Annotated in this window: 10 protein-coding genes; 6 read left to right on the forward strand and 4 right to left on the reverse strand. The window is 63.9% G+C overall.

The genetic code is table 11. From position 1 onward, the window contains the following. On the reverse strand, positions 1–662 hold a 662-nt coding region (locus G3O00_RS03915), incomplete at its 3' end, for a thiamine pyrophosphate-binding protein (protein WP_277399248.1). Positions 663–691: 29 nt separating this feature from the next. Here G3O00_RS03915 and G3O00_RS03920 point away from each other — a divergent pair. From G3O00_RS03920 to G3O00_RS03940, 5 genes are all read left to right on the forward strand, one after another. Next, positions 692–1,165 carry a hypothetical protein gene (locus G3O00_RS03920; protein ID WP_206142134.1) on the forward strand — a complete coding sequence of 158 codons (474 nt, stop codon included), beginning with the start codon at positions 692–694 and terminating at the stop codon, positions 1,163–1,165. A gap of 28 nt (positions 1,166–1,193) precedes the next feature. After that, complete coding sequence (locus tag G3O00_RS03925; protein ID WP_206142135.1) at positions 1,194–4,640, forward strand: adenylate/guanylate cyclase domain-containing protein; 3,447 nt, start codon at positions 1,194–1,196, stop codon at positions 4,638–4,640. Between the two features lie 76 nt (positions 4,641–4,716). Beyond that, positions 4,717–5,766, forward strand: a complete 1,050-nt coding sequence (locus tag G3O00_RS03930; protein WP_206142136.1) for a patatin-like phospholipase family protein — start codon at positions 4,717–4,719, stop codon at positions 5,764–5,766. Positions 5,767–5,829: 63 nt separating this feature from the next. Beyond that, positions 5,830–6,444: a hypothetical protein gene (locus G3O00_RS03935; protein ID WP_346778950.1), complete on the forward strand. Its 615-nt coding sequence runs from the start codon at positions 5,830–5,832 to the stop codon at positions 6,442–6,444. A gap of 418 nt (positions 6,445–6,862) precedes the next feature. Further along, positions 6,863–7,537 (forward strand): lytic polysaccharide monooxygenase, encoded by a 675-nt coding sequence (locus tag G3O00_RS03940; protein ID WP_206142175.1) that lies wholly within the window; start codon positions 6,863–6,865, stop codon positions 7,535–7,537. A 97-nt stretch (positions 7,538–7,634) separates the two neighbouring features. Here G3O00_RS03940 and G3O00_RS03945 read toward each other — a convergent pair whose 3' ends face one another. Both G3O00_RS03945 and G3O00_RS03950 read right to left on the reverse strand, forming a co-directional pair. Then, on the reverse strand, positions 7,635–9,038 hold the full coding sequence (locus tag G3O00_RS03945; protein ID WP_206142137.1) for a GGDEF domain-containing protein: 1,404 nt from the start codon (positions 9,036–9,038) through the stop codon (positions 7,635–7,637). Positions 9,039–9,480: 442 nt separating this feature from the next. Further along, positions 9,481–9,744, reverse strand: coding sequence for a hypothetical protein (locus G3O00_RS03950; RefSeq protein WP_206142138.1), 264 nt, complete (start codon positions 9,742–9,744; stop codon positions 9,481–9,483). Positions 9,745–9,866: 122 nt separating this feature from the next. On the opposite strand from G3O00_RS03950, the gene G3O00_RS03955 reads away from it, so the two are divergent. Beyond that, a complete protein-coding gene (locus G3O00_RS03955) occupies positions 9,867–10,964 on the forward strand; it encodes a chitinase (RefSeq protein WP_206142176.1) in 1,098 nt (365 codons plus the stop codon). 232 nt (positions 10,965–11,196) lie between these two features. Here the strand turns inward: G3O00_RS03955 and G3O00_RS03960 are convergent, their stop codons facing one another. Beyond that, positions 11,197–12,198, reverse strand: a complete 1,002-nt coding sequence (locus tag G3O00_RS03960; RefSeq protein WP_206142139.1) for a fatty acid desaturase — start codon at positions 12,196–12,198, stop codon at positions 11,197–11,199. Positions 12,199–12,214: the final 16 nt, after the last annotated feature.

A 12,214-nucleotide genomic window follows, 5' to 3' on the forward strand; every position in this document is an offset into this window, starting at 1 on the left:
CGGTCGGCGGCCGCCGCGAGGGCATTCGCATCCGGGGCGGGCCGCGCAGGCAGCGCGGGCGGCACGTCGGACAGCGCGGGCGCCGGCATCACGATCACGTCGAGCGGAATTTCGATATGCACGGGCCGCGGCCGCGCGCTGGCGAAGACCGCGAATGCGCGCGCGAGGACTTGCGGCAGGTCGGCGGCATCGAGCAGCGTGTGCGAGAACGCGGTGAGTCCCGCGAACACGTCGCGCTGGGACGGCAGCTCGTGCAGGCGGCCGTCGCCGCTGCCGAGTTCGCGTCGCGCGTTGACGCTCGAGATCACCAGCATCGGGATCGAATCCGCGTACGCCTGTGCCATCGCGGTCGCGATATTGGTCATCCCCGGCCCGGTGATGATGAAGCACACGCCCGGCCGGCCCGTGACGCGTGCATAGCCGTCGGCCATGAAGCCGGCCCCCTGTTCGTGGCGCGGCGTCACGTGACGGATCGACGAGGCGGCGAGGCCGCGATAGAGCTCGACGGTATGCACGCCGGGAATGCCGAACACGCATTCGACGCCGTGGCGTTCGAGGAGGTCGACGAGCGCTTCGCCGCACGTGCGGGGGCGGGCATGACAGGGCGCTGCCGTGGCCTTGCGGGCCCCGGCGATGGAGGAAACGGTGGCTGGATGGTTCATGGATCGTGGTGTGCCGATTGGGAGGGTGAGTGGCCCGAACCGCAAACGAGGGGGCATGGTGCGGATTGTCGGCGTCGATCCGGGATGCCAACAATCGATTAGTTTTCATGCGCGGCATGAGTGCCGTGCATGGCGGCGTCGATTCGCGGTGCAGGCAGCGGACCGCGGGTTTTCACGGAAGCTCGGGTTGCAACGCGCGTCGTAAGGACATCCCGGCGCTGCATGACGGCATCGACATGTCTTGCGGGAAAGGGGAGCGAATCGACGAGGTTCCCGCCGATCGGCGCGGGTGGCTGCGCGGCCGGCGCATCGCGAGCGGCGGGCGCACGAATGGCGCGCAGGCGGATGAACGGGCGCAAGGCGCAACCGGCGCAACCGGCGTCTTGAACGGAGATTCTGCCGACGATGGCGCGCCCGGATTTGCCGCGTACGCGACGCCAGTCGGCATGCGAAATCACATAGTCAACCTGAATATCCGCGACGAGTGGCGCATAATATTTTGATGTCGACCCTTGGCTGGAAGAGGGTTTTATGCGCTGCACCCTATGCGGTTCCGAGAATCCTCCCGGTGCGAGGTTCTGCCAGGAATGCCAGGCCGTGCTGTCCCGCACGTGTCCGCATTGCGGACACGACGTAGCGCCGGTGGCCCGCTTCTGCAGCAACTGCGGGACGTCGCTGGCCGCACCCACGGCGGCCTCGCCGCCGTCCCGGTCATCGGGCCGGGAGCCGCCGCCCACTCCCGTTCATTACACGCCCGATCATCTTGCCGAGCGCATCCGTGCCGAACACGCGGCCATGGCCGCGCGCGGCGAACCCGCCGGTGAGCGCAAGACCGTGACCGCGCTGTTTGCCGACATGGCCGGGTCGACCGCGTTGATCCACGATCTCGATCCCGAAGTGGCGCATCGCCTGATCGTGCCCGTGGTCGAGCTGATGATGGAAGCGGTCCATTACTACGAAGGGTACGTCGCCAAATCGCTCGGCGATGGCATCCTCGCGCTGTTCGGCGCACCGATTGCCCACGAAGACCACGCGCAGCGCGCGCTTTTCGCTGCATTGCGCATGCAGCAGGCGATGCGGCAGCATGGCGATCGCATTCGTCTGCAGGAAGGCATTCCTCTGCAGATTCGCGTCGGCGTTCACACCGGCGAGGTCGTCGTTCGTTCGATCCGCACCGACGACCTGCACACCGAATACGATCCGCTCGGGCATACGATCCACATCGCGTCGCGGATCGAGGGCATCGCGGCACCGACGTCGATTCTCGTCAGCGAATCCACCCACAAGCTGGCCGAAGGCTATTTCGAGTTCAAGGCGCTGGGGGCGACGCAGCTCAAGGGTATTCCCGCGCCGCTGCGCGTCTACGAGGTGCTGGGCCTGGGTGCGTTGCGCACGCGCCTGCAGTTGGCGGCGCATCGCGGTCTCGCGCGCTTCGTCGGCCGCGAAACGGAAATGGACCACCTGAACCGGGCGCGGGAGACCGTGAGCGCCGGACAGGGGCGCGTGGTCGGCGTGGCGGGGGACGCCGGCGTCGGCAAGTCTCGCCTGTTCCACGAGTTCAAGGAGCGTTCGCGGCGCGGCGCGCTGGTGCTGGAGACGTTTTCCGTATCGCACGGCAAGGCGTATTCCAATTTGCCGCTGATTGAACTCCTGAAGAATTATTTTCAGATCACGACACAGGACGACGAGCGGCGCTGCCGGGAAAAGGTGATCGGCAAGGCGCTCACGCTCGAGCGCAGTTTCGAGGACCTCGTGCCGTACGTCCTCTATTTGCTCGGCATTGGCGAAGGTGGGCCGGTACTCGTCGAGATGGATCCGCAGATCCGGCGCGAACGTACCTTCGACGCGATCAGGCAGCTTCTCGCGCGAGAGAGCCGGAACCAGCCGGTCCATCTGCTGTTCGAGGATCTGCAATGGCTGGACCGTGAAACGGAAGCCTTCCTCACCTACCTGATCGACCACGTGCCGGATGCGCGCATCCTGCTTCTGGTGAACTACCGGCCCGAGTATCAGCCCGCGTGGGCTCGTGCGGCGCATGGAAGCACCCTGCGGCTCGAACCGCTTGGCCCTGCCGATGCGCAAGGACTGCTCGCGGCGCTGCTCGGCGAGGATCGCACGCTCGTGCCGCTGAAACAGCTCATCCTGGAGAAGACGGAGGGCAACCCGTTTTTCATGGAGGAAGTGGTCCAGACGCTCGTCGAGGAGCGGTCGCTGCTCGGCGAGGCCGGGCGCTATCGCATCGTGGAGACGCCGGCCACGCTGCACATACCCACCACCGTGCAGGGCGTGCTCGCGGCCCGGATCGACCGGCTTCCGATCGACGAAAAGGAACTGCTGCAGGCGCTCGCGGTGATCGGCCACGAGTTTCCGTTCAGCCTGATCCGGCGCATTTGCGGCGAGGAGACGGCGCGGGACGACGAACTGCGGCGGCTCCTCGCGCATCTGGAGGCGGCGGAGTTCATCTACGAGTGCCCCGCCTTTCCCGAAGTCAATTACTCGTTCAAGCACGCGCTGACCCAGGAGGTGGCAGGGCGCTCGTTGCTCACGGAGCGGCGTACCACGCTGCACGAGCGCACCGCGCAGGCGATCGAGGTGCTGTTCCCGACACGCATCGCCGATTACTGCAGCGAACTTGCGCATCACTACAGTCAGAGCGGTAACGTTCCCAAGGCGGTCGAATACCTGCATCGCGCGGCTCAGCAGGCGTTGCGCCATGCGGCCCATCACGATGCGATGAATCATCTCGGCGCAGCGCTGGCGTTGTTGAAGGGCTTGCCCGACACACCGATGCGCGCGCATTCGGAGTTGGCACTGCTGCTTTCCCTCGGGCCCGTCTTGATGGATGTGCGCGGGTATGGCGCGAACGAGGTGGGCGAGGCCTACAGGCGCGCACTCGAATTGTGCGAGCGCACCGGAGAGGCATCGCAACGCTTCGCGACGCAATTGGGATTGCGGATACATCACGGGGTGCGCGGCGAGCATGCGCTCGGCCTGGAACTGGGCATGCAGATGCTCACGACGGCGCGGGAGGCGAACGATCCGGGCCTGCTCATCGAGGCGCATAGCGCGCTGGGTTCGTGCCTGTTTTTTTTGGGCGATTTCGGCGCTACCCGCACCCACGCGGAACAGGCGCTCGTGCTCTACGATCCGGATCAGCATCAGGCACACGCGTTCGCACACGGGGTGGATCCCGGCATCCGGGCACTTTGTTTCCTCATGCTGACGTTGTGGATTCAGGGGTATCCCGACCAGGCGCTCACACGCAGCGTCGAAGCGCTTGCGCTCGCGCAGAAGCTCGCTCATGGGCCCTCTCTGGCGTTCAGCCTGACCTACACGGCGCATCTGCATCAACTGCGGCGCGAGCCGACGCTGGCCGCCGAGCGCGCGGAAGCGGTCATTGCGGTGTCGACCGAGCACGGATTGCCGTACTGGCTCGCGTGGGGGACGCTGCTGCGAGGCTGGGCGACGAGCGTGCAAGGACGCCTCCAGGACGGCATTGCACAGATGCGGCTGGGCCTCGACGCGCAGCGGGCTGCCGGCGGCGAGGATCAACGTCCTTATGCCCTCGCATTGCTCGCCGACAGCTACTGGCGCGCGGATGACGAGAAGGCCGCACGGGGCATGCTGGATGAGGCGATGGCGATCGTCGAAAAATCCGGCGAGCATTGCTACGAGGCCGAGCTGTACCGGCTCACGGGAATCTGTCTGGCCGGCACGGCCGCCACGGCGCCTGAACGCGACGACGAAGCCATCGACTGCTTTCACAGAGCGATTGCGCGCGCGCGCCGGCAGGGTGCCAGGGCGCTGGAACTGCGGGCAGCGTCGGACCTCGCCCGGTTATTGCAGCGACAGGGACAGGCCGACGAGGCCAGGCAAGTGCTGTCCGACGTATACGCATGCTTCACGGAAGGCTTCGATACAAGCGACCTGCAAGAGGCAAAAGCGCTGCTGGACGCATTGGGCGCGTACGCAGGATGAATGGACCTGCGGCGGTCGACGACGCATCGTGTGACCACGTGCCGTCCGCGAACTGCCGCTGCTCGAGGAGACGGGCATGACAACCACGCACGCGAGACGCCGCCACGATGGTCCGCGCAAACCGATCACGCTGGCGCTGCAGGGTGGCGGGATGCACGGCGCATTCACCTGGGGCGTGCTCGATCGTCTGCTCGAAGACGGCAGGCTCGACATCGAGGGTGTCTGTGCAACCAGTGCCGGCGCGATGAACGCTGCCGTGCTCGCCTGCGGGCTGCTGAAAGGAGGTGAGGACGGTGCGCGCGAGGCGCTGCACGACTTCTGGCAGGCGGTCGCGCGATCGGCGGAGCGCTACAACCCGTTGCGCTGGGTGCCGTGGCTGAAGGGGACGCACAGCTTCGGGCTCGATCATTCGCCGCTTTATGCCTTCACCGACATGATGCTGCGCGTGTTCTCGCCGTATCAGTTCAATCCGAACAACCTGAATCCGCTGCGCGAAGTGCTCGAGAGCCAGGTCGACTTCGACGCGCTGCGCAAGCACTGCCCGATCCGGTTGTATCTCTGTGCCACCAACGTCGAGACGGGGAAGATCCGCATCTTCACCGGCGAGGATGTATGTGCCGACGCGGTGCTGGCATCGGCATGCGTGCCGACACTGTTCCAGGCGGTCGCGATCGATGGCGAGTACTACTGGGATGGCGGCTACATGGGCAATCCGGCCATCTATCCGCTTATCTACAATTGCGCGACGCGCGACGTCGTGATCGTGCACATCAATCCGCTCGTGCGCCGCGGGGTGCCCATCACGGCCGCGGAGATCCTGAACCGCATCAGCGAGATCAGTTTCAACTCGTCGCTGATGCGCGAGATGCGCGCGATCGCGTTCGTCACCGACCTGATCCAGCAGGGCACGATCAAGCGCGGCGAGATGAAGGAAATGCTGATCCATTCCATCCGCGCCGACGACGCGTTGAGCGCGTTGAGCGTATCGAGCAAGTACAACGCGGACTGGGGATTCCTGAGCGAGCTGCATGACCACGGACGACGCGAAGCCGATGCATGGCTCGCGCATCACTACGGGAACATCGGGCAGCGGTCGAGCATCGACATTCGCAGGGAATTTCTCTGAGTGCATGGCGGTAACGGCGGCGTGGGGCGAGCCTGTGCAGCCGCCACCGGCCAAGGAGCGAACGTGAACCAGATGCAGGAGCGGTTCGTTGCGTTGTGGTCGGGCAGCGGCGGGATCCATGCCGAGGAGGTCTATCGCTTGCTGGCGGAAGGCTATGCGGAGCCGATGCGGCATTACCACACGCTCGCTCACGTGAAACGCTGCCTGCGTCATGTCGACCTCGCGCGCGGCGCGATGCCCGATCCGGATGCGGTCGAACTCGCGCTCTGGTTCCACGACGTGATTTACGTCCCGGGCGCGAAGAACAACGAGCAGCGCAGCGCCGACTGGTTCCGGCACCTGGCGGCGGGGCGAATCGGCGCGTGCGACCGGATCTGCGCGATGATTCTCGCGACGACCCACGTCGGAATCGCAGCGGAACTGGATACCCGTTTCGTGTGCGACATCGACCTGGCCGTGCTGGGTGCGTCTCGCAGCCGATTTCGCGAAGACGGCCGCCTGCTCCGGGCCGAGCGCCCCGATCTTGACGACCGGGCTTATGACCTTCATGAACGGTCGATTCTTCGCTGGCTGCTCGTTCGTCCGCGCATCTATCTGACCGATTTTTTCTACACGCGTTGCGAATCGAGTGCGCGCCGGAACCTGAACTGGCGGCTGGCGTTGCCGATTCAGGAGTAACGGCGACAGACGGTCCGATGCGCCAGGCCGCCTGCGGAGCAATCGGGAATGCTGTTCTCGATGAATGGGCGGTTCATTCCATTTCGCATTTGAAGTCGAGCCCAATCCGGTTGGAATGAAAAATGATTCAAGTGTTTGATTCGAATTAAAAAACGATCCATGAGAGACATTTATTTTTCCGATTTTTGTCGATAAGGTTCGATTCGGTGAAAGTGATTTGTCAGAAAGCGTGACGATGAATCATCGCTTGCCGCGGTTTCATTTGACCGCCGCTTTTGCCGATCCGTGTGTGCGACGACGTGTCGACAGGCCTCTCTGCCCGGGATCTTGCGGCAGGCTCGACGTGCGCATATCCATTCCGACATCAATCGCATGAGGGCTCATGAACAAGATCATCCGCAGAGTGGCTGCTTCCGTGATGCCACGCTCGTTGGCCGGCATGGCGCTGCTGGTCGCGGCGGCCGGTGCTCACGCGCACGGCCGTTTGACCGAACCGCCTTCGCGCATCGTGCTGTGCACGCAAGGCCAGAATCCGGATTGCCCTGTCGACGCGTGGCACGCGAACGCGATGGAGAACGGCAAGTTCTTCCCCGCGACGCAAAGCGGCCTGTCCGATCCGTTTGCGCCGGCCGACGCGAAGAATGCCGCACCGCCGGCGGACGGCGAAATCGCCGGCGCCAGCACGAATGGCCCGCTGCCCGTGCTGAACGAGCAGTCGCCGGGCCGCTGGCAGAAGATCCCGCTACGGCCGGGCGCGTTGCAGAATTTCAAATGGGAATTCAGCGCCGTGCACAAGACGCGTCGCTGGAACTACTTCATTACGCGCGCCGACTGGAACCCGTCGGAAAAGCTGACGCGCGCGCAGTTCGAGCCCACGCCGTTCTGCACGATCCAGAATCCCGGCCAGCCCTACTGGGATCCGAACGCGAACCTGGTGCCGCAGCAGCCGACCATTCACCAGTGCCGGTTGCCGATGCGTAGCGGTTACCACGTCATCCTGGCGGTGTGGGAGGTCGCGGATACGGCGATGGCGTTCTATCAGGTCGTCGACGCGACGTTCACCAACGGCGATACGACACGCAGCCCGTTCTGATACGGCCGCGACATGACGCGCCGGGCGACGCCCGGGGCGTCATCGATTGAAGAACGTCCGGCACGGACGCGGTGGGCCGTACCGGCACGGCAACCGGTTATCCGGCGACCACCTGGTTGCGACCGAGATGCTTCGCGCGGTACAGGCGTTCGTCCGCCTTGCGCAGGATCGCGTCGATCGTTTCGCCATCCCGACCGAATTCGGACGCGCCGACGCTCACGGTGACCTTGATCGGTTCGCCGATGCCTGCCTCGAACGGCGCGCCCGCGATCGCCGCGCGGATGCGCTCGCCGATCGACTGGGCGGTGTCCAGCGCGGCTTGTGGCAGCAGCACCATGAATTCCTCTCCGCCCACCCGCGCGACGCCATCGTACGGCCGGATCGCATCGACGCATTTGTCGACGAAGCGTTGCAATACCTGGTCGCCCGCCTGATGCCCGTAACTGTCGTTGATCGCCTTGAAGTGGTCGAGGTCGAGCGCGAGCAACGAGAACGGTGCGCCGTTGCGCTTGGCGCGGTTGATTTCCGCTTCCACGCTTTCAATGAATTGCCGCCGGTTGGTCGCGCCCGTGAGCGGGTCCGTGGCCGCCAGGTGCTCGAGCTTTTCGTTGGTCCGTTGCAGCGCCTGCAGCGCGCGCTCGGTCCTGGCCATCGCTTCCCGCAACCGGGCAAACAGTTCCGCCTGGCTGTAGATCTTCGAAAACGAACGGGTCGTTTGAAAGGCCTGCACCACGCCGAAACTGAGCAGGAAGAAGCCGGCCGCGAAAATCGCATGCGCCAGCCACCACATGTGATTCCACGGCCGCCCGAGGATGAAGGCGAGCGACGAGAGCGCGAACGACGTGACCGAGATGCCGTAGATCGTCATCAGCGGCGAGCGGATGCGGCGCACGACCAGCGCGACGACGTTCACGACCGAGAGCAGCAGTGCGCCGCCCTCCATCGACAGGCGTACCCACAGGTTGCCGGCCATGGGAGAGTAGGCGATCACGGCGACCGCAACGTCGACGAGCCCGAACAGCGCGAGCCAGGGTAACCAGATGCGGGGATCGGCGCGGGTTGCCGCGCTGTCGGCCTTGCGGCTATAGGTGAGTTGCCCGACGAAGATCAGGATCGACATGGTCAGGCGCGACGCCGGCCCGTACAGCAGGAACAGCCAGATATTGTGATGCGCCATGCCGGTGAACGCGCCATGCAACGCATAGACGAGCGAAAAGCCCAGAAAGCCCAGCGTCAGCCAGCGCAGCAACGGCTCGCCCGACAGGCGATAGCAGCGCCAGCAGACGTACGTGACGAACGCGCCTTCGAGCGTGGCGGCCGCAATCGCCAGTTCGTGAAAGGCGTGATTCTCGAATTTCAGCGACGGGTCCTGGAAGAAGTACAGGTAGGCGATCAGATACGCAGGCACCAGCGCGAAGCCGACCAGCAGGAGCCTCGCATACACCCGGGTGACGACTTGGGCGGTGCGGGTCGACGTTTGGGTGGCGGCATTGACGGTCATGTTCGGCCTCCGGGTTCGGTGGATGCATCAAGGGCGGGAACGGCAACGTCACGTGATGACGGGTCGACCGTCAAAACGATGCGGCAAAAACATGTCGCCTTAATTTCGCCGATTTGAACAATCGGCCAAATGGCTGCGAGATATCTGTTTGAATTATCGAATGGCGACAATTTCAATATGGAAATGCGATCGCGTGAATATTTCGGATTTCGATATTGATGGAAATAATCGATTACAGGGTTGCTGCCTGATGATTATGTAGTATAACAAAGCAACGCAAGCGCGCCGGATTGAAGCTTTACTACATTTTCCGCCTTGCGGCAGACCCGCCATCGCGGGCCGGCGTGACAACTTCACGATACCGCTTGCATCGCGTTGTTAAGGGCATCCGGTCCCGAACGAAAGTGGGGGATGACATGTTTCATCAGTATTGGCCGAAGTCTTAGCGTTTTCCGTCGTTGATATAAAAAGCAGGATCAGTATAGAAATTTTTCATCGAATGGCAATTTGTAAGGTTGATTTCTTCTGAATTCGACCTGGGCGGAGCTTTGTCAATCGAAAGGGGGCGCCACGAACCAGATGCGGCGCCGCGGGCAGTTACACGGCGCTGAAAGGCCAGGATCTGGTCACCGGGGGACGCCAGGGTTGATTTGATGGCGATATTTGATCGGTAGTGCGTATCAATAATGCTGGCGCTCGCCGTCATGGCGCGTGGCGGGTTTCCGTTACGCCCGTGTGGGCGGAGCGCATCTTCCTGAAATATGCTCCGGCACGGTTTGCGTGAAAGACCGGTGCCGGTCATGCGTCAAACACGATGAGGGCATGAAAATGAAGAGCAACCAAACCGGATTCATGAAGCGATCGACCTTGAGGGGCGCGCTGGCGCTTCTGCTGGCAGGGTCGTTTTTCGGCGCCGGCGGCGGCGCTGCCGCGGCGGGCGGGACGAGTACCGGCACGGCGCCGGCCTTCGTCTATAGCCCGTACAAGGACGCGACGATTTCGATGAACTGGAACACGAACGTCATCTCGACGAACGTCACAGGCCAGTTGAGCCCGGTGCTGTCGGTGTTGCCAACCGGTGTGCGTACGCTGACGCTCGCGTTCGCGACCGGTGAATGCGGCAGCGAGAACTGGGCGGGCGTCGACGGCGGCGCGATGGCGGCCGCCAATGTACCGCTTTTCACCGCGGCCAATGTGAATTACGTGATTTCCACCGGCGGCGCGGCCGGCATGTTCACGTGCGGGACGGATGCGGGCATGACGGCCTTCATCAATCGTTATGCGTCGAGCAACCTGATCGGGATCGATTTCGACATCGAGGGCGGGCAGACGCAACAGGTGATCAACGATCTCGTCCAGCGTGTGGCAGTCGCCCAGCAGAATTATCCCGGCCTGCGCTTCAGCTTTACGCTGGCGACACTGGCGCCTTCCCAGCAGGGTGCGACCACGGCCAGCTCGTGGGGCGCCAGCGCACCCGACAGCTTCAACGTATATGGCGATTGGGTCATGCAGGCGATTCAGGCGGCCGGCCTGAAGAACTACACCATCGACCTGATGACGATGGACTACGGGTCGGCGAGTGCGGGGAACTGCGTGGTAGCGAACGGCACGTGCCAGATGGGGCAGTCGGCGATCCAGGCGGCAATGAACCTGCATGACCACTGGGGTGTGCCGTACAGCCAGATCGAGCTGACGCCGATGATCGGCGGCAACGATGTGGCCGGCGAGACCTTCACGCCGGCGGACGCGGACACCGTGGCGCAGTTCGTGAAACAGAATGGTCTCGTGGGTGTCCACTTCTGGTCGTTCGACCGTGACGTCGATTGTCCGCCCGGCGCCGCATCGTCGACGTGCAACTCCATCGGCGGTGTCGGTACGCTCGGTTATACGAACCGGTTTGCCAACGACCTCGCGCCCGGCCAATGAACGAAGATGGGCGAGGGAGGAGACCACGTGGGCCGTCCGCATCATTGCGATGCGGTTTCCCGTGGTCTCCGGTTTCCGCGAGCGGCAACCGGAGGAATGGCCGAATGCCTCCGTTGAACGGCAACTGCCGCTGAAATCATCAAGGTCAACCGGTGACCCCTCCGGATCGTGCGCTCGAGTGTCGACGGCCGGGCCGCCGACACTCGCCGGATTGAATCGTCGGGGCGGAGGGTCAGCGTCCGCCCCCGGACGACGCGCCACGCTTGTCGAAGAAATGCCCCATCAGTTCGAGCAGCGGCCGGCGTCGCTTGGTCAAGGCGAAGGACCACTCGTGGGTCTGGCGCGGCACCTCGGCGGCCGAGACCGCATCGAGGTGCCGTTGCGCGCGAGGCAGGTCATACCACGGCAACCACGGATACGCATGATGGGCGACGTGAAGATTGAAATTCAGGATCACCCAGCGTGACCAGACGGGCACGTTGGCGCAGCTGTGCGAGACCACGTCCTGCTCCCAGAGCGGCGGGCGTGCCGCGTCGTCGGCCAGCAGCGGGATCTCGGCGTGATGCGGAAGGTTGAGCAGTTCGACGGCCATCAGCAACACGATCCACAGGATCGTCGAGAACGCGATGAGGCTGCCGAGCACACCCGCGCGATACGCCAGCGCGCCGACCGCCGCATAACCGGCCAGGTAGACCGCGCTGAATGCAATCTCGGTGTTCGATTTCGCGCGGTTCGCCGGCGTATCGCGTTGCAGGAACGGCGTAATCCAGTGGCTCAGGAAATGATTGAACGCCATCATCGGGATCCAGTGCCGCCAGATGAATTCGAGCGTACGTGCGCCGCGTTCCGTCATCACGGAGAACTTCTGGATCATCTTGCGATTCTCCGGATCCCGTGACGGATGCGCGGTCCACGCGTGATGGCCCAGATGCGTCCTGCGCCGCGGCAGGTACGGCAAGCCGATGATCCATCCGCAGAGATGTCCGATGGCCTCGTTGCAACCGTGCGAACGCGATGCGGCGTTATGGAGTGCCTCGTGCATGATCAGATAGAGGTGAATCAGCGCGAGCATCGCGAGGACGAGTGCCGCGGGACGTCCGAGCCCGCCGGCAAGCCAAAGCATCCACGCAGCGCCAAGCAATGCGATATCGGCGAGCCACAGCGCGAGCGTGACGTATCCCGTGGGGCCGTTCGGCAATGTCGCCTTGACCGCGCGCCATTCGTCTTTGGTCATGTACTACCTCGATTGA

It is taken from the genome of Burkholderia sp. Ac-20384, assembly GCF_017104605.1.
In the GTDB taxonomy this organism is placed as follows: domain Bacteria; phylum Pseudomonadota; class Gammaproteobacteria; order Burkholderiales; family Burkholderiaceae; genus Burkholderia; species Burkholderia lata.

Coding starts and splice junctions, on each gene's coding strand:
- G3O00_RS03960 (WP_206142139.1), bottom strand. CDS start 12,198: ATGACCAAAGACGAATGGCGCGCGGTCAAGGCGACATTGCCGAACGGC.
- G3O00_RS03925 (WP_206142135.1), top strand. CDS start 1,194: ATGCGCTGCACCCTATGCGGTTCCGAGAATCCTCCCGGTGCGAGGTTC.
- G3O00_RS03930 (WP_206142136.1), top strand. CDS start 4,717: ATGACAACCACGCACGCGAGACGCCGCCACGATGGTCCGCGCAAACCG.
- G3O00_RS03940 (WP_206142175.1), top strand. CDS start 6,863: ATGCCACGCTCGTTGGCCGGCATGGCGCTGCTGGTCGCGGCGGCCGGT.
- G3O00_RS03950 (WP_206142138.1), bottom strand. CDS start 9,744: ATGACGGCGAGCGCCAGCATTATTGATACGCACTACCGATCAAATATC.
- G3O00_RS03945 (WP_206142137.1), bottom strand. CDS start 9,038: ATGACCGTCAATGCCGCCACCCAAACGTCGACCCGCACCGCCCAAGTC.
- G3O00_RS03955 (WP_206142176.1), top strand. CDS start 9,867: ATGAAGAGCAACCAAACCGGATTCATGAAGCGATCGACCTTGAGGGGC.